Source organism: Nonomuraea cavernae (assembly GCF_014646355.1).
In the GTDB taxonomy this organism is placed as follows: Bacteria; Actinomycetota; Actinomycetes; order Streptosporangiales; family Streptosporangiaceae; genus Nonomuraea; species Nonomuraea cavernae.
In genome coordinates, this window is record NZ_BMNH01000002.1 from 486,563 (window position 1) to 504,083 (window position 17,521).

The 17,521-nt window shown below is 73.0% G+C and carries 11 protein-coding genes and 1 pseudogene; 5 read left to right on the top strand and 7 right to left on the bottom strand.

Translation table 11 applies throughout. The annotated features are described in order from the left end of the window. Positions 1–58: 58 nt before the first annotated feature. The 5 genes and pseudogenes from IEY82_RS06605 to IEY82_RS40115 all read right to left on the bottom strand — a co-directional run. On the bottom strand, positions 59–2,176 hold the full coding sequence (locus tag IEY82_RS06605; RefSeq protein WP_189123062.1) for an acetate--CoA ligase family protein: 2,118 nt from the start codon (positions 2,174–2,176) through the stop codon (positions 59–61). 1 nt (position 2,177) lies between these two features. Continuing rightward, positions 2,178–3,401 (bottom strand): formyl-CoA transferase, encoded by a 1,224-nt coding sequence (gene frc / locus IEY82_RS06610; protein ID WP_189123063.1) that lies wholly within the window; start codon positions 3,399–3,401, stop codon positions 2,178–2,180. 12 nt (positions 3,402–3,413) lie between these two features. Next, the gene (locus IEY82_RS06615; RefSeq protein WP_189123064.1) at positions 3,414–5,084 is read right to left on the bottom strand and encodes a thiamine pyrophosphate-binding protein; all 1,671 of its coding nucleotides are present in this window, start codon (positions 5,082–5,084) and stop codon (positions 3,414–3,416) included. Between the two features lie 58 nt (positions 5,085–5,142). Then, complete coding sequence (locus IEY82_RS40110) at positions 5,143–5,673, bottom strand: molybdopterin-binding protein (RefSeq protein WP_308015911.1); 531 nt, start codon at positions 5,671–5,673, stop codon at positions 5,143–5,145. 64 nt (positions 5,674–5,737) lie between these two features. Further along, positions 5,738–6,166: pseudogene (locus IEY82_RS40115) on the bottom strand (hypothetical protein); the annotation flags it as partial. Here IEY82_RS40115 and IEY82_RS06625 point away from each other — a divergent pair. From IEY82_RS06625 to fdhD, 5 genes are read left to right on the top strand one after another with little or no spacing between them, the layout of a single operon-like run. Beyond that, positions 6,081–7,058, top strand: coding sequence for a 2-dehydropantoate 2-reductase (locus IEY82_RS06625; protein ID WP_189123065.1), 978 nt, complete (start codon positions 6,081–6,083; stop codon positions 7,056–7,058). The pseudogene IEY82_RS40115 and the gene IEY82_RS06625 sit on opposite strands and share 86 nt — an antisense overlap. A gap of 38 nt (positions 7,059–7,096) precedes the next feature. Beyond that, positions 7,097–9,025 (top strand): molybdopterin oxidoreductase family protein, encoded by a 1,929-nt coding sequence (locus IEY82_RS06630; protein ID WP_189123066.1) that lies wholly within the window; start codon positions 7,097–7,099, stop codon positions 9,023–9,025. 4 nt (positions 9,026–9,029) lie between these two features. Continuing rightward, on the top strand, positions 9,030–10,811 hold the full coding sequence (locus IEY82_RS06635) for an NAD(P)H-dependent oxidoreductase subunit E (protein ID WP_189123067.1): 1,782 nt from the start codon (positions 9,030–9,032) through the stop codon (positions 10,809–10,811). Further along, on the top strand, positions 10,811–11,650 hold the full coding sequence (locus IEY82_RS06640; RefSeq protein ID WP_225262325.1) for a 2Fe-2S iron-sulfur cluster-binding protein: 840 nt from the start codon (positions 10,811–10,813) through the stop codon (positions 11,648–11,650). Before IEY82_RS06635 ends, IEY82_RS06640 begins: the two co-directional genes overlap by 1 nt. Then, the gene (gene fdhD, locus IEY82_RS06645) at positions 11,643–12,506 is read left to right on the top strand and encodes a formate dehydrogenase accessory sulfurtransferase FdhD (RefSeq protein ID WP_189123069.1); all 864 of its coding nucleotides are present in this window, start codon (positions 11,643–11,645) and stop codon (positions 12,504–12,506) included. Before IEY82_RS06640 ends, fdhD begins: the two co-directional genes overlap by 8 nt. A 66-nt stretch (positions 12,507–12,572) precedes the next feature. Here fdhD and IEY82_RS06650 read toward each other — a convergent pair whose 3' ends face one another. After that, positions 12,573–16,040 (bottom strand): hypothetical protein, encoded by a 3,468-nt coding sequence (locus IEY82_RS06650; RefSeq protein ID WP_189123070.1) that lies wholly within the window; start codon positions 16,038–16,040, stop codon positions 12,573–12,575. A 41-nt stretch (positions 16,041–16,081) separates the two neighbouring features. Then, the gene (locus IEY82_RS06655; protein ID WP_189123071.1) at positions 16,082–17,338 is read right to left on the bottom strand and encodes an FAD-dependent oxidoreductase; all 1,257 of its coding nucleotides are present in this window, start codon (positions 17,336–17,338) and stop codon (positions 16,082–16,084) included. Between the last annotated feature and the right edge of the window lie 183 nt (positions 17,339–17,521).

Sequence of the window (17,521 nt, forward strand, 5' to 3'; positions counted from 1 at the left end):
GGGTTGTTGGTTCTTCTGCGCCCCGATGCGCCCCCTCGCCCGAACTGTGCCCTTGGCTCTAGCGCAGCAGTCCGGCGGCTCTGGCCCAGCGGTACTTCGCACCGAGGACCGCTACGGGCTTCTCCGTCGTGTACGGATAGGCGACCACACCATGCTCGAACAGGTACTCGCAGGCCTCCTCCACCTCGGTGTCCCCGGCCAGCGAGGCCACGACCGGCTTGGTGTTGCCCTTGGCCCGCTCCTCGGCCACCACGCGGGAGACCAGCTCCGCGAAGACCATGGGCGGGGTCACGATCGTGTGCCAGTAGCCGAGGACAAGCGCGTGGATCCGCTCGTCCGACAGGCCCAGGCGGACCGTGTTGGCGTAGGTCGACGGCGGCTCGCCGCCGGTGATGTCGATCGGGTTGCCGGCCGCGCCGAAGGGCGGGATGTACGCGCGGAACGCCTCGTCCAGATCGGGCGGGATCTCCATGAGCGTCAGCCCGGCGTCGACGCAGGCGTCGGAGAGCAGCACGCCCGAGCCGCCGGCCCCGGTGATGATGACCACGTTCTCGCCCTGGGGGGCGGGCAGCAGCGGCAGCGCGCGGGCGTACTCGAGCATGTCGTTCAGGCCGGGCGCCCGCACCACGCCGGCCTGCTTGAGGATGTCGTCGTAGACCTTGTCGTCACCGGCCAGGGCGCCGGTGTGCGAGCCGGCGGCGCGCGCGCCCATCGCGGTGCGCCCCGCCTTCAGCACGATGACCGGCTTCTCCTTGACCACCCGGCGGGCCGCCTCGACGAAGCCGCGGCCGTCCTTGAGGTCCTCCAGGTGCATGGCCACGGCGCGGGTGTTGTCGTCCTGCTCGAAGAAGGTCAGCAGGTCGTCCTCGTCCACGTCGGCCTTGTTGCCGACGCCGACGATCGCCGAGACGCCCATCTTGGTGGTGCGGCTGAAGCCCAGGATGGCCATCCCGATGCCGCCGCTCTGCGAGGTCAGCGCGACGCCGCCCTTGACGTCGTACGGCGTGCAGAACGTCGCGCAGAGGTTCTCCGGCGTGTAGTAGTAGCCGTAGATGTTGGGGCCGAGCATGCGCACGCCGTGCCGGCGGGCGATCTCCACGATCTGCCGCTGGCCCTCGACGTTGCCGGTCTCGGCGAACCCCGACGGGATCATGATCGCGCCGGCCACGCCCTTGCGCCCGACCTCCTCCAGCGCCGAGGCGACGAACTTGGCGGGGATGGCGAAGACCGCCACGTCCACGTCGTAGGGCACGTCGGACACGCTCCGGTAGGCGGGCAGCCCCATGATCTCGGGCGCCTTCGGGTTGATCGGGAAGATCCGGCCCTGGTAGCCGCCGTTGATCAGGTTGCGCATGACCGAGTTGCCGATCTTGCCCTCCTCGGCGGAGGCGCCGATCACGGCGACGGAACGCGGCTTGAAGATCCGGTTCATCTTGGCCAGGATCTCCTCGCGCGAGGGGCGCTCGCGCTCCGGCTCTGGCTCGCCGACGATGACGCGCACGTCGGCGGCGACGGCTCCGCCGGCGCTCGCGAAGACCGGATTGAGGTCGATCTCGGCGATCTCGGGGAAGTCGGCCACCAGCCGGCCGACGTTCTCGATCAGCCCGGCGAGCGCCTCCCGGTTCGCGGGCTCGGCGCCGCGCACGCCGCGCAGCACCTCCGCGGCCCTGATGTCGTCCAGCATGCCGAGCGCCTCGTCGCCCGTGAGCGGGGCCAGCCGGAACGTCACGTCCTTGAGCACCTCGACCAGCACCCCGCCCAGGCCGAACGCGACGACCTTGCCGAAGGTGGGGTCGGTGACCGCGCCGACGATCACCTCGTGCCCGCCGCCGACGAGTTGCTGCACCTGGACGCCCTCGATCCGGGCGTCGGGGTCGTGGGCGCGGGCGTTGGCGATGATCGTCTCGTGGCCGGCGGCGACCTCCTCGGCCGTCTTCAGGCCGACCAGCACGCCGCCGGCGTCGGTCTTGTGCAGGATGTCCGGCGACACGATCTTCAGCACCACCGGGAAGCCGATCTCCCCGGCGATCCGGGCCGCCTCCTCAGCCGACGTGGCCAGCCCCTCACCGGGGGTCGCTATGCCGTACGCCTGGCAGAGCACGCGCCCCTCGGGGGCGGTCAGGGCCGTACGCCCCTCGGCCCTCGCCTTCTCCAGGACCTCGCGGACCGCGTCCATGTCAGATGACTCCGTTCGTCTTGAGCTCGGACAGCTCCGCGGCGCTGACGCCGAGGGCTCCGTAGATCTCCTGGTTGTGCTGGCCGAGCAGCGGCGGCGTGGTCACCTCGACCGGCGAGTCCGACAGCTGCAGCGGGCTGCCGACGGTCACGAACTCGCCGCGCTCCGGATGCTCGACCGCGACGACGATGCCCTCCTCGCGCAGGCTCTCGTCCTCGACCAGCTCCTTGGTCGACAGGATCGGCCCGCACGGGACGTTCGCGGCGTTGAGCCGGTCGAGGACGGTCCACTTGTCGTGGCGGATCGTCCACTCCTCGATGAGCTGGAACATCTTGTCCAGCTTGGTCAGCCGGGCCTCCGGGGTGGCCCACTCGGGGTCCCCGGCCAGCTCGGGGCGGCCGATGATGGCCGACAGCGGCTGCCAGCCGACGGGCTGGACGATCACGTAGATGTAGTCGTTGGGCCCGCCCGGCGCGCAGCGCACCGCCCAGCCGGGCTGGCCGCCGCCGCTGGCGTTGCCCGAGCGCGGCACCTCGTCGCCGAACGTCCGGTTCGGGTATTCACGCAGCGGGCCGTGCGCGAGCCGCTGCTGGTCGCGCAGCTTGACCCGGCACAGGTTGAGCACCGCGTGCTGCATCGCGACCTGCACCCGCTGTCCCCGGCCGCTCCGCTCGCGCTGGTAGAGCGCGGCCAGGATGCCGGCGACCGCGTGGATGCCAGTGCCCGAGTCGCCGATCTGCGCGCCGGTGGCCAGCGGCGGGCCGTCCTCGAAGCCGGTGGTCGACATCGAGCCGCCCATCGCCTGCGCGATCACCTCGTACGCCTTGAATCTCGCGTAGCGGCCGGTGCCGAAGCCCTTGATCGAGGCGTAGACGAGGCGCGGGTTGAGCTCCTGGAGCCGCTCCCAGGGAAAGCCCATGCGGTCGACCGCGCCGGGGCCGAAATTCTCCACCAGGACGTCGGACTCCTTCACCAGCTCGGTGAAGATCTCCTTGCCCCGCTCGCTCTTCATGTTCAGGGTGATGCTGCGCTTGTTGCAGTTGAGCATCGTGAAGTAGAGGCTGTCGACGTCGGGGACGTCACGCAGCTGCTGGCGGGTGATGTCGCCCGCCGGGGCCTCCAGCTTGACCACGTCGGCGCCGAGCCAGGCGAGCATCTGGGTGCAGGACGGGCCCGACTGGACATGGGTCATGTCGAGGACGCGAACACCTTCGAGAGCCTTCACAGCCGCCTCTCCCTACTTGTACATGGTCTGGTTCATGGTCCCCGGGGCGTACACCTCGGGATCGACCCACACGTTGATGAGCGAGGGCCTGCCCGACTCGCGGGCCCGCTGGAGCGCCGGGGCGATCTCGGCCGGGTCGCGCACCTCCTCGCCGTGGCCGCCGAGGAGCTTGGCGAACTCGCCGTAGCGGATGTCGCCGAGGGTGTTGCCGACGCGGGCGCGCTCCTGGCCGTACTTGGCGGCCTGGCCGTACCTGATCTGGTTCATCGAGGAGTTGTTGCCGATGACGCCGATGAACGGCAGGTTGAAGCGGACCATGGTCTCGAAGTCCCAGCCGGTGAGGCTGAAGGCGCCGTCGCCGAACAGGCAGAGCACCTCCTTGTCCGGCCGGGCCTGCTTGGCGGCCATCGCGAAGGCCATGCCGACGCCCAGGGTGCCGAGCGGTCCGGGGTCCATCCAGTGGCCGGGCGACTTGGGCTGCACGACCTGGCCGGAGAAGGTGACGATGTCGCCGCCGTCGCCGATGTAGATCGTGTCCTCGGTGAGGAACTCGTTGATCTCGTGCACGAGGCGGTAGGGGTCGATCGGGGAGGAGTCGGACAGCTGGCGCGGCAGCCGCTTCTCGTAGGCCCTGGCCTCGACCGCGCGCAGCTCGTCGATCCACTCCTTGCGCCGGGCCGCCGCACCGTCGATCCGGCCGCTCGCCGCCTGGGCCGCCGCCGCCAGGATGAGGCCGGCGTCGCCGACGATCCCCAGGTCGATGTCCCGGTTCTTGCCGACGGTACGGTAGTCGAGGTCGATCTGGACCACCGTGGCGGTGGGCGACAGCCGCTTGCCGTAGCCCATCCGGAAGTCGAACGGCGTGCCGACGATGATGATCAGGTCGGCCTCGGTGAAGGCATGCCGCCTGGACAGCTGGAAGTGGTGCGGGTCGCCCGGGGGCAGCGTGCCGCGGCCCGAGCCGTTCATGTAGGCCGGGACGTTCAGGGCCCGCACGAACTCGATCGCGGCGTCGGTCGCGCGGCAGGTCCAGACCTGGTTGCCGAGCAGGACGCACGGCTTCTCCGCGTGCGCCAGCAGGTCGGCCAGCCGTTCGATCGCCTCGGGGTCGCCCTGCTGGCGGGTCGAGGCGCGGTAGTGGCCCTGCTTGGGGATGCGCGCCCGCTCCACCGGGACCTTCGCGTCCAGCACGTCGCGCGGGATCTCCAGGAAGGACGGCCCGGGCGCCCCGTGGTAGCACTCGCGGAAGGCCATCGAGACCAGGTCGGCCACGCGTTCGGTGCTCGGCACCGTCGCCGCGAACTTGGTGATCGGGCTCATCATGTCGACGTGCGGGAGGTCCTGCAGCGAGCCCATCTTGTGCTGGCTCAGCGCTCCCTGGCCGCCGATGAGCAGCATCGGGCTCTCGGCGCGAAACGCGTTGGCCACGCCGGTGACCGCGTCGGTGGTGCCCGGCCCGGCCGTGACGACCGCGCAGCCGGGCCTGCCGGTGATCCGCGCGTAGCCGTCGGCGGCGTGCGCGGCGACCTGCTCGTGGCGTACGTCGATGACCTCGATGCCCTCATCGACACAGCCGTCGTAGATATCGATGATGTGGCCGCCGCAGAGCGTGTAGATCACGTCCACGCCCTCCGCCTTGAGTGCCTTGGCTACAAGATGACCACCGGAGATCGTTTCCGACATCGTGCCAACCTTTCGGGCGAGTGTCTTCCGCATACTGCATACCGTATGAAGGCAATGGTTACCCTCTCGCGAACGGCCTGTCTAGACCTCCGGGCAAGTCGAGAAGCTCCACGCGCTCCCCGTCCCAGCCCGGCGGCACCACGGCCAGGGCATCCGCCAGCGCGGCGCCCCAGAGCGATCCCGGCCGGTCGTGCCCGACCGGCACCGCTCCCCCGCCCGTCCGCCGCACCGCGACCAGCCGGGTGTCGTGCTGGTGCGCCCTGACCGGTCCGGCCAGGGCGGCGCTCTCGCGCCCGCGCTCCGTACCGGTCAGCCGGTCCAGCACGGGCACCAGCAGCGTGAGCGCCGCGCCGAGCGCGGCGTAGGGGTTGCCGGGCAGCCCTGCCACCAGCGGCCCGCCCGGCAGCCGGGCCAGCAGCTGCGGGTGCCCGGGGCGCACGGCCACCCCGTCCACCAGCGTCTCCGCCCCGAGGTCCGCGAGCACCGCCCGCAGGTGATCGGCCGGCCCGCGCGACGACGCCCCGCACACCACCACCACCTCGCCGCACCCCGGCGACGCCCCGGCCTCCGCGACGGCGACGGGCGGCACGGCGGGTGCCGCCGGGGACCGGGGCGCCGGTGGCGATCTCCACCGCCTCCCCCGCCCGTAACGGAGCGTCGTGGGGCCTGCCCCCGGCGAGGACCCGGCCGACGATCCGCCACGGCGGCGCCCCGGCGACCGCGTAGCCGTCCATGGCCGCCACGTCGGCGCCCGGCACGGCGACCAGCGCGCGCAGCGGCCCGGCCAGCCGGCACCCCCGCGCCTCGGGCAGCGGCACCTCGACCGCCTCGGCCGCCTCCCCCGGCCGCGCGGCGGCGGCCGCGATCCGGCCGGGTGAGGGTGGTCCGGGGCGCAGGTGGGGTCCGGGTCCGGCGACAGTCATGGGCGGCTCCTTGACCGGCATTTTTCCATACTGTATACCGAATGCACAATACGACGCGAGAACGGAGCGGAGCGTGAAGGTCGCTGTTCTTGGCGCCGGCGCCATCGGCGCGTACGTGGGAGCCGCCCTGCACAGGGCGGGAGTCGAGGTGTCCCTCATCGCGAGAGGCCCGCACCTGGAGGCGATCCGCACGTCCGGCGTGCGGGTCCTCAGCCCCAGGGGCGACTTCACCGCCCACCCCCATGCCACCGACGACCCGCGCGAGGTCGGGCCGGTGGACCACGTCTTCCTGGGCCTCAAGGCGAACGGCTACGCCTCCGCCGGCCCCATGATCGAACCGTTGCTGCACGAGGCCACGAGCATCATCGCCGCGCAGAACGGCATCCCGTGGTGGTACTTCCACGGCCTGAAGGGCCCCTACGAGGGCTATCGCATCGAGAGCGTGGACCCGGGAGGCGCGGTCACCGCCGCGCTCCCGCTGGACCGGGCGATCGGCTGCGTCGTGTACGCCGCCACCGAGATCAAGGAGCCGGGCGTGATCCGGCACCTGGAGGGCACCCGCTTCTCGATCGGCGAGCCGACCGGCACGCCGACCGGGCGGTGCGCGGAGTTCAGCGACGCCGCCGTGGCGGGCGGCCTGAAGTGCCCGGTCGAGCCCGACCTGCGCCGGGACATCTGGATCAAGCTCATGGGCAACATCGCGTTCAACCCGATCAGCGCGCTGTCCAGGGCCACCATGGCCGGCATCTGCCGTCACCACGGCGCCAGGGAGCTGGTCAGGGCGATGATGCGGGAGACCGTCGAGGTGGCCCGCAACGTCGGCTGCGACCCCGGCATCTCGATCGAACGCCGCCTGCGCGGCGCCGAGAAGGCGGGCGAGCACCGCACGTCCACGCTCCAGGACCTGGAGAAGGGCAAACCGATGGAGCTCGACGTGCTGCTCGCGGCGGTGGTCGAGCTGGCGGATCTGACGGGCGCGGAGGTGCCCACCCTGCGCGCCATCCACGCGGTGAGCGACCTGCTCAACGAGAACCTTGTCCGTACCGGATAGATACACATACCGTAGTCTGTATACAGAATGGAGGGCTCATGAGCTATGACCGCCTGACCCATCCACTGGTGCGCGAGAACGGCGAGTTGCGCAGAGCCACCTGGGACGAGGCGCTGGAGCGCGCCGCCGAGGGCTTTCGCCGCAACGTCGCCGAGCACGGTCCCGACTGCTTCGCGATGCTGTCGTGTGCCCGCTCCACCAACGAGATGAACTACATAGGCCAGAAGTTCACCCGCGTGGTGATCGGCACCAACAACGTCGACTCCTGCAACCGCACCTGCCACGCCCCGAGCGTGGCCGGTCTGTCGGCGGTGTTCGGCAGTGGTGGTGGCACCTCCTCCTACCAGGAGGTGGAGGACACCGACGTGATCCTCATGTGGGGCTCGGCGGCGCGCAACGCCCATCCGATCTTCTTCCACCACGTGTTGAAGGGCATCCGCAACGGCGCCCGGATGTTCGCGGTCGACCCCCGCCGGACCGGCACGGCCCAGTGGGCCGACCGCTGGCTCGGGCTGAACGTCGGCACCGACATCCCGCTGGCCCACGCGGTCGCCCGGGAGATCATCCACGCCGGGCTGCACAACCAGGCGTTCATCGAGCGGGCCACGACCGGCTTCGAGGAGTTCCGGGCCTCGGTCGAGCCGTGGACCCTGACCGCCGCCGAGCAGGTGACGGGCGTCCCCGCCGAGGCGATCCGCGAACTGGCCCACGCCTACGCCCGCGCCGACCGCGCGCAGCTGGTCTGGACGCTCGGCATCACCGAGCACCACAACGCCACCGACAACGTCCGGGCGCTGATCAACCTGGCCCTGCTCACCGGCCACGTCGGCCGCTACGGCTCCGGCCTGTCCCCGTTACGCGGCCAGAACAACGTGCAGGGCGGCGGCGACATGGGCGCCATCCCCAACCGGCTGCCCGGCTTCCAGGACCTCCTCGACCCCGGCATCCGCGAACGCTTCGAGCGGGCCTGGCAGAGCCCGATCCAGCCGCGCTACGGCCGCAACCTCACCCAGATGCTCGACGGCATGGCCGAGGGCGAGGTCACCACCTGCTACCTGATCGGCGAGAACCCCGTCCAGTCGGAGGCCGACTCCCTCGCCTGCGTCAAGCGGCTGTCGATGCTCGACCACCTCGTCGTCCAGGACATCTTCCTCACCAAGACCGCCCAGATGGCCGACGTGGTGCTGCCCGCCAGCGCCGCCTGGTGCGAGGCGGAGGGCACGTTCACCAACAGCGAGCGCCGGGTCCAGCGGGTGCGCCGGGCGGTGACCCCGCCGGGCGAGGCCCGCGACGACATCGAGATCCTCTGCGAGCTGGCCCGCCGGCTGGGCCACGACTGGCACTACGACGGCGCCGAGGAGGTCTGGAACGAGCTGCGCGCCCTGTCGCCCGCGCACACCGGGATGAGCTACCGGCGGCTGACGGAGTTGCAGGGCATCCAGTGGCCGTGCCCGTCGGAGGACACCCTCGAACCGCCCTTCCTGCACGGGCGCCTCTGGGACGACGACCCGGTCCGGCGCGGCATGCCGGCCCCGTTCGCGGTCATCCCGCACTCGCCGCCGGTGGACCTGCTCGACGAGGAGTATCCGCTGCGCCTCACCACCGGCCGCCGGCTCGACTCGTACAACACGGGGGTGCAGTCCTCCGGGTTCGCCTCGCCGCTGCGCCGCGGCGAGACCATCGAGCTGTGTCCCGAGGACGCCGACCGGCTGGGGCTCGTCGCGGGCGAGGAGGTGCGCATCACCTCCCGCCGCGGCTCGGTCCTCGCGCCCGTCCACATCGACCCCGCCCTGCGGCCGGGGCTGGTGTTCATGACGTTCCACTTCCCGGACGAGGTCGACACCAACGCGCTGACCATCGAGGCCACCTGCCCGATCGCGGGCACGGCCGAGTTCAAGGCGGCCGCCGTACGGGTCGAGAAGCTCGCCCGCGGCGCGGAGACGCTCAAGCCCGTTCAGGCCGGGTGACGCCGTGGACCTGAGATTCCGCGACGCCGAACCCACCGCCGAGGAGCGCGCGGCGGTCGACGCGCTGCTCGGGCCGCCCGCCACCGCCTGGGACGGCGGCGCCCGGACCGCGACCGACCTGCGCTTCGCCGCCCGCGCCGAGCCCGCCCGTGACCTGCTGCTGCCCGCGTTGCACGCGGTCAACGACCGGGTCGGCTGGATCAGCGAGGGCGCGCTCGACTACATCTGCCGCCGCCTGACCGTCCCGCCCGCCGAGGCGTACGGGGTGGCCTCGTTCTACTCGCTGCTGGCGCTCGAACCCCGTCCCCCGCGCGTGCTGCACGTCTGCACCGACCTGGCCTGCCAGGCCAAGGGCGCGCAGGACGTACGGCGGCGCGTCGAGGAGCGGCTCGGCGCGCCGGGCGGCTCCTGGCAGCCCAGCCCGTGCCTCGGCCTGTGCGAGCGGGCCCCGGCCGCGCTCGCCCTCACGGCCGGCGAGTCCCCGGCCGCGACGGTGTACGGCCCCGCCGACCCGGACGTTCTCGCGGACGCCGCCGAGCCGGCGGAGCCTCCGGTGGAGGCGGCGGTGCCGCAGGCCGGGCAGCCCGGCCTGGTGCTGCTCCGGCGCATCGGGGTGGTGGACCCGGCGAGCCTCGACGACTACCGGGCCAGTGGCGGCTACGCGGCCCTGCGCAGGGCCTTCCGGCTCGGCCCGGCGGGTGTGATCCGCGAGGTTCTGGAGTCGGGCCTGGTGGGGAGGGGCGGCGCGGCCTTCCCGACGGGCCGGAAGTGGGACGCCACCGCCCGCCAGCCCGACCATCCGCACTACCTGGTGTGCAACGCCGACGAGAGCGAGCCGGGCACCTTCAAGGATCGCGTGATCATGGAAGGCGACCCGTACGCGCTCATCGAGGCGATGACGATCGCCGCCTACGCCACCGGCTGCGCCAAGGGATACCTCTACATCAGGGGCGAGTATCCCCGGGCGACCCGGCGGCTGGAGCACGCGATGGCGACGGCCCGCACCCGGGGCCTGCTCGGCGCGGACATCCTCGGCCAGGGCTTCTCCTTCGACATCGAGCTGCGCAGAGGCGCCGGGGCCTACATCTGCGGCGAGGAGACGGCCATCTTCAACTCGATCGAGGGCTTCCGGGGCGAGCCGCGCAGCAAGCCGCCGTTCCCGGTGGAGAAGGGCCTGTTCGGCAAGCCCACGGTCGTCAACAACGTGGAGACGCTGGTCAACGTGCTGCCGATCCTCGAGCACGGCGCCCAGGCCTACGCGGCGACCGGCACGAAGGACTCCACGGGCACCAAGCTGTTCTGCGTCTCGGGCAACGTCGACCGGCCGGGCATCTACGAGCTGCCGTTCGGCGCGACGCTGAGGGAGCTGCTGGACCTCGCCCGGCCGGAGAGGCCGCTCAGGGCGGTGCTCCTCGGCGGCGCGGCCGGGGCGTTCGTGACGGACCTGGACATCCCGCTGACGTTCGAGGGCACCCGGCAGGCGGGCGCGACGCTCGGGTCGGGCGTGGTGCTCGCCGTCGACGACACCGTGGACCTGAAGAGCATGCTGCTGCGGATCGCGGAGTTCTTCCGCGACGAGTCCTGCGGCCAGTGCGTGCCGTGCCGCGTGGGCACCGTACGCCAGGAGGAGGCCCTGCACCGGCTGTCCGGCCGGGTGAACCAGCGCGACCTGGTGCTGCTGCGCGAGGTCGGCCAGACCATGCGGGACGCCTCGATCTGCGGCCTCGGACAGACCGCGTGGAACGCGGTGGAATCAGCCATCGACCGCTTGGGGGTGTACAAGTGATCCCGCTGCAGCCGCCCCGCCGGCTCGTCGACGTCCAGATCGACGGCGAGACCGTACGGGTGCCCGAAGGCTCGACCATCCTCGACGCCTGCGCGGCGGCCGGGAAGGACGTCCCGACCCTCTGCCACGGCGACACGCTCACCCCGAAGAACGCCTGCCGGGTGTGCGTCGTCGAGGTCGAGGGGGCGCGGACGCTGGCTCCCGCCTGCTCGCGGAAGGTCGAGGCCGGCATGTCCGTCGGCACCGGCACCGAGCGGGCCAGGCAGAGCCGCAAGGTGGTGCTCGAACTGCTCGGCTCGTCGGTGGACCTGTCGACGACGCCGCGCGCCGCCGAGTGGATCGAGGAGTACGGCGCCGAGCCGGACAGGTTCGGCGACGACGCGGCCACGGTCGAGCAGCCCGTCAAGGTGGACAACGACCTCTACGTGCGCGACTACGGCAAGTGCATCCTGTGCTACAAGTGCGTCGACGCCTGCGGTGACCAGTGGCAGAACACCTTCGCCATCGCGGTCGCGGGCCGGGGCTTCGACTCGACGATCTCCACCGAGTTCGACGCCCCGCTCACCGACTCGGCCTGCGTCTACTGCGGCAACTGCGTCGAGGTCTGCCCGACCGGGGCACTGTCGTTCAAGTCGGAGTTCGACATGCGCGCCGAGGGCACCTGGGACGAGTCGCGGCAGACCCAGACCACCACGATCTGCAGCTACTGCGGGGTCGGCTGCAACCTGACCCTGCACGTGCAGGAGAACAAGATCGTCAAGGTGACCTCGCCGCACGACAACCCGGTCACCCATGGCAACCTCTGCGTCAAGGGCCGCTTCGGGTACGGCTATGTCTAGGGTCACCGTGCGGCGGCCGATCATGCGGATCAGGGAGGCGGCCCCCACCCACCGGATCGACTCCCTGGCCGCCGAGGAGCCGCTGGAGATCCGGGTCGACGGGGTGCCGCTGACCATCACCATGCGGACCCCGGGCGACGACTTCGACCTGGCCGCCGGTTTCCTGGTCAGCGAGGGGGCCGTCGGCTCGGCCGGGGACATCGCCGCGATCCGCTACTGCGCGGGCGCCACCCGGGAGGGGCTCAACACGTACAACGTGCTGGACGTCCAGCTCGCCCCCGGCGTCCCGCCGCCGGAGCCGCGCAACTTCTACACCCCCTCCTCCTGCGGCGTCTGCGGCAAGGCGTCGCTGGAGGCGGTCCGCTCGGTGGCCCGCTGGAGCGTCCGGGACGACCCGCTGGAGCTGACCCCGGCGACCGTCGCCGCGCTGCCCGATCGGCTCCGTTCGGCGCAGCGGGTCTTCGACCGGACCGGCGGGCTGCACGCGGCGGGCCTGTTCACGGCGGACGGCGAGCCGCTGTGCGTGCGTGAGGACGTCGGCCGGCACAACGCCGTGGACAAGCTGCTCGGCTGGGCGCTGCGCGACGGCCGGCTGCCGCTGCGCTCCACGGTGCTCATGGTGTCCGGCCGCGCCTCCTTCGAGCTGGTGCAGAAGGCGGTCATGGGCGGGATTCCCGCCCTGGCCGCCGTCTCCGCCCCCTCCTCGCTCGCGGCGGAGCTGGCCGCCGAGGAGGGGCTGACCCTGATCGGCTTCCTGCGGGGGGCGTCGATGAACGTCTACACCGGCGAGAAGCGACTGAACGTCACTCCGGGCACCGGAAACGGCTCATCCGGTGCGGTGGCACCCACGGGGTGATGGCGGGATGCCGACCGGCGCGCCTGGCCCCCAGCCGCCGGATCGGCATCCCAACATCCCGTGAGCTCACTCGTCCGCGGTGTGGACGCTGCTCGCCAGGTGGGCCGCCTCGCCCCAGGGGCCGTTGCGCACCCGCCGGACCAGGTCGCGCCAGGGCTCCGCCCAGCCGCTCAGCGGACCGCATCGGGCGGCGAGCGCGATGGCCAGCAGGGCGCCCGTCTCGTTCCGGCCGGCCAGCCAGGCCGCGTGCGGCAGGATCCGGCCCGGGTCGACGCCGGACGCCGACCCGGCGAGGACGCGCCCCGCGTCGACCGCCACCAGAACGCCGGCGGCTCCGTCCACCAGCGCGGCGAGCTGCGCACGGGGATCCGCCCAGTCCACCGAGGCCGCGACCAGCTCGGCTTCCAGGTGCGCGGGGAAGTCGCCGGCGACCTGCCGGACGACCGGCTCGACGGCTTCCCCTCCGGGTGACCGCCGCTCGTACAGGACACCCCGCTCGACGGCTTCCCCGCCGATCGGCAGCCACTCGTCCAGGGTGTCCTGCTCGACGGCCCATCCGCTCGAACGGCGTTCGCGCAGGGCGCCCGCGATCGCGGCCAGCCGCTGGGCCGCCGGACGGTCGCGGTCGGCGCCGGCGTCGGGCTCGCCGGGAGCCGCGGCGAGAGCCCGCACCGTGGCCCGCAACTCCGCGACGCCCGTCCCGGAGCGGGCGCATCGCACCAGCCCTCGCGCCGCGACCCGCCAGTCGGCGGTCCGGGTCAGGTCGCCCGCGATCCCGGCCAGCCGGTCGACGGCGGCGGGCGTGTACCGCGCCCACCCGTCCAGCGCGCCGACCGCCGCCCGGCGCGTGACCGGGTCGTCCGACTCCGCCGCGGCGACGACCAGCTCCGCGTACCGGCCACGGAAACGTCCGGGCAGGTCCAGGGGGTGCGCGCCGAGCACCGGCGCGGCCGGGTCTCCCCCTCCCGCCACCACGTCCGCGAGCAGCGACCAGGCCGCCGGATCGTCGAGCAGCTCCCGGCAGGCCGAGGCGATCGCCGTCCGGACGTCGGGCCCCGCCCCGTCCCACAGCCGCCGCAGCAGGCTCGCCGTGTCCGGCGCCCGGTGCCCGGCGAGCAGGCGGACGGCCTCCTTGCGCGCGGTCACCTTGCCCGCGGCGAGGATCGGGGTCAGCGCCGTCGTCAGCTCGCCGGGCGGCACGGACCGCGCGGCCCCGGCCGCCGCCGACACCGCCACGTGGGCGTCGTCACCGTACGCGCGGTCCAGCAGGAGGGTGAGCGCGTCCCGGGGGTGTCCGGTCCACGGCAGCGCGGTCAGCGCCGCCCGCCGCGTGAGGTCGTCGGGTGAGTTCAGGTAGCGGTCCAGCTCGCCGGACGGGACGGCCGGGATCCGCCCGATGATCTCGATCGCCATGGCCCGCTCGTGGCCGGGCAGCTCGGCGTCGTCCGCGATCCGGTGCAGCAGCCGCAGGCACGCCTCCCGCTGCCGCGCCGTCCACCGGCGCGCCGCGGCGCGGCTGACGTACCAGACGCGCCGCAGGCCTGTCTGGGTGAAGCGGCCTCGCGGCGGCTGTTCGCCCAGCGCGGCGTCCAGCAGGTCGGTGCGGTGCCAGGCGATCGCCTGGAACACCTCGCGGAGCGTGACCATGGACGGGTCCATCGCCAGCAGTCCGGGCACCCGCTCGCCCCGGGTCCGCGGCGGCGCCAGCCAGTGCGCGACCGCCGTCCTGACGCTCCCCTCGCTCGCGGACGTCAGCGCCCGGGCCAGCGCCCGCCGCAGCTCGGGGATCGCGTGACCGCGCCGCCCCAGGGCACCGGCCAGCAGGAACGTGAGCTCGTGCCGGTCGTGACCGGCCTCCGCGGCCAGGAACGGGGCCACCCGGTCCACCAGCGCCGCCGCCTGGCCGGGACTCAGCACCCCGGACAGGCGGCTCAGGTGGATCCGTCCCGTGTGCCGCGTGAGCCGGGCGAGGGTCCGCAGGGCGAACTCCAGCAGGTCCGCCTCATCCTGGGCGGCGCCGCTCCGCAGCACCTGGCCGGCCAGGCCGGTGAGCGCGTAGTCGGTCCCGCCGGAGCGGTCGCGGGCGGCGAGCGCGCCGTCGACCACCTGTTCCAGCGCCGGCAGGTGCGCGGGCACGAAAAGGCCGGCCGGGATCGCGGCCAGCGCCTCGACCGCGGCCAGCCGCACCGGGTCCTGCTCGTTGCGGAGCCGCCCCAGCGACTCCAGCAGGGCGGTGATCACCTCCGGGTCACGGCTCCGTCCCGCGCACGCGATCAGGTGCCGGTAGCCGAGGGCCCGGTCGCTCCCGTTCGAGCGCCGGGTCGCCGCCCGCAGCGCGGGCTCCGCCTCGCCGTACGGGAGGAATCCGGTCGTCTCCAGCAGGCGGGACGGGCTCTGCGCGACGGGCCTCAGCCGTGCCATCCGGCGGGCCTCGGCGGAGCGACGGTCCAGCGGCAGCACCTCCAGCAGCGGGCCGGACAGCTCGGCCCGGCCGAGGTCCGTGCCGGCCGTCGCCGCGTCGAACACGGCCTCCCTGCGGCTCGGCGGCAGCGCCCGCAGCAGGTCGGCCAGCCCCTCGTCGCCCTCCCCGGCCACGGCCGCCACCAAGCCCACCCCGGCGTCGCTCAGCGCGCTCAGCAGATCGTCGGCCGACCCCTGATCGTCCTCTCGGACCACGCGCCCCATTTCGCCCAGCTCGGCGTCGGCCAGCGCGCCCAGGCGGTCCCGGACGGCTCTCGACCGGAGCAGCGAGCGCAGCCACCCCGCGCGTCCGGAGACGAGGAACAGGGCGAGCGTGCGGCCGGGATCGGCCTCCAGCAGCCGGGCCACGCACCGCGCCGACAGCACGGGCGTCCAGTACGGCTCCAGCAGCGCGATCACGCGTTCCGGCGCCGCCGGCGCGGCGGCCTCGACACCCGCGGCGTGCCCCCTCCACCAGTCGTTCCGCAGGTGGTGCGGCAGCTCGGGCAGGACGTTCTCGGCGTGGGCGAGGACCGCGAGCGGGTGCCGCCTGCCCAGGCTCGCCCAGTTGCGCACCGCGTGCGCGAGGCCGTCCAGCTCCGCCGCGACGACCTCCGGGCGGCAGGCGACGAGCAGCCGGGCGGCCTCCCGCTCACCCCATCGTTCGCGGACCTGGCCGAGCAGCCGTTCCGCGAGATCGCTCCGGCCGTGACGCCGGATCGCCCGGTAGGCCGTGCTCCGGGCCTGCGTCGATCCCTCGCGCACGATGCGTTCGATGACCTCGGCGGGAAGACCGAGGCGGACGGTCAGGGTGATGGCGTAACCGGCGACGTCCGGATCCGGGTCTCGCGTCGCCCGGACGACGTGGGCGGTCTCTCCCGCCGCCGCTGCCAGGGTCAGGGCGGTGTGCCGTTCGTACGGGCCGCGCTCCGCGAGCTCGTCCAGCATCCCCCGCAGCTCGGGCCGCCCCGCCAGCCGGCGGCCGTGGTGGTGCAGCCGGTGGCGCCGCTCCTGGAAGGGCAGGCTCTCCATCTCGTCGAGCAGTTCGCCCGCGGATCCCGTCAGCTCATGCATGACGCCCGATTATGGCGAGACATCATCACATATGCCGCTGTTTATTGCCGGGCGGCTCCGTGCGCTCCGGTCGCGGGGCGCCTGGCGAACGCCGGGGCGTGCTCGGGCCGCAGGCCGACGCCGATGAGGTAGGCGGGCACGTACGACAGCTGGGGGAACACCCGCAGCAGGGCCAGCAGGGCGCGCGGCGGGCCCGTGCGCCTGCCCGCGATGACCGGCACGGCGAGGATCTGGTGCATCAGCCGCTGCAGGCTCTGCACCAGGAAGGTCGGCAGCAGCCGGCGGGCGTGCACCCCGGCGAGCGCCTCGGGGGTGACCGTCCCGCGCCGCAGCGGCTCGGCGAGCAGCGTCGCGGCGGCCACCGCGTCCTGCACGGCCAGGTTGATGCCGACGCCGCCGAGGGGTGACATGGCGTGTGCCGCGTCGCCGATGCACAGCAGGCCGTCACGGTGCCAGCGCCGCAGCCGGTCCATGCGCACGTCCAGGTGCTTGACGTCGTCCATCGACTCCAGGGCGTCCGTCCGGCCGGCCAGGGCGGGATTGATCTGCGCGATCTCGCGCCGGAAGCCGGTGATGCCGGCGGCCCGCAGCTCGGGATCGAGGCCCTTCCCGGCCAGGTAGCCGATCTGGAGGTGGGTCTCGCGCGGGATCACGACCATGATGCGGTTGCCGCCCAGCATCGGGGTGAGGGTGGCCGCCTCGTCCTCGGGCGTGCGCGGCAGCCGGAACCACCAGACGTCGAACGGCACCGGGAACTCCTTGGCGGGCAGCCCGGCCCGGCGGCGGGCCATCGACCAGCGGCCGTCGCAGGCGATGGTCAGGTCGGCGCGGATCTCACCGGTCCGGCCGTCCTCGGTGCGGTAGCGGACCCCGGCGACCCGGTCGGCCTCGCGGATCAGGTCGGTCGCCTCGGTCCGCATCCGCAGGGTGAAGCCGGGCTCCTCCGCCGCCGCGTCGGCGAGCAGCGTGAGCAGGTCCCACTGCGGCACCATCGCGATGTAGGGGTGGCGGACCTTGAGCCGGCGCAGGTCGCCGAAGACGACGCGACGGTTCTCGCCGACGGGGAAGGCGATCTCGTGGATCCGGTTCTGCGGGAGCTTGGCGAACCGGTCGCCGAGCCCGAGCTCGTCGAGCAGCCGCAGCGTCGACGGATGCACCGTGTCGCCGCGGAAGTCACGCAGGAAGTCGCCGTGCTTCTCCAGGACGGTCACCTCGACGCCGGCGCGGGCCAGCAACAGGCCCGACACCATGCCCGCCGGGCCTCCTCCGATGATGACGCAGGTCCCCTGACCGCTCATCTTCATCACCATATTTCATCGCCTGTTGAATAACTCCATCATGCGACCGCGCCTCCCCCCGGTCAACCCCACCCCCCGAACCGGCCCGAGGCCCATACCCCCGGCGAGCGGCGACAAGACCGCGCGCGACCGCCTCGGGTTCGGGCCTCCGGCGAGCGGCGAGCGTACCGATAGGGTGCTTTG

Bases quoted from the DNA above. Each gene is read 5' to 3' on its own strand.
- IEY82_RS06650 (WP_189123070.1), bottom strand. From the start codon at position 16,040: ATGCATGAGCTGACGGGATCCGCGGGCGAACTGCTCGACGAGATGGAG.
- fdhD (WP_189123069.1), top strand. From the start codon at position 11,643: ATGTCTAGGGTCACCGTGCGGCGGCCGATCATGCGGATCAGGGAGGCG.
- IEY82_RS06630 (WP_189123066.1), top strand. From the start codon at position 7,097: ATGAGCTATGACCGCCTGACCCATCCACTGGTGCGCGAGAACGGCGAG.
- IEY82_RS06605 (WP_189123062.1), bottom strand. From the start codon at position 2,176: ATGGACGCGGTCCGCGAGGTCCTGGAGAAGGCGAGGGCCGAGGGGCGT.
- IEY82_RS06615 (WP_189123064.1), bottom strand. From the start codon at position 5,084: ATGTCGGAAACGATCTCCGGTGGTCATCTTGTAGCCAAGGCACTCAAG.
- IEY82_RS06655 (WP_189123071.1), bottom strand. From the start codon at position 17,338: ATGAGCGGTCAGGGGACCTGCGTCATCATCGGAGGAGGCCCGGCGGGC.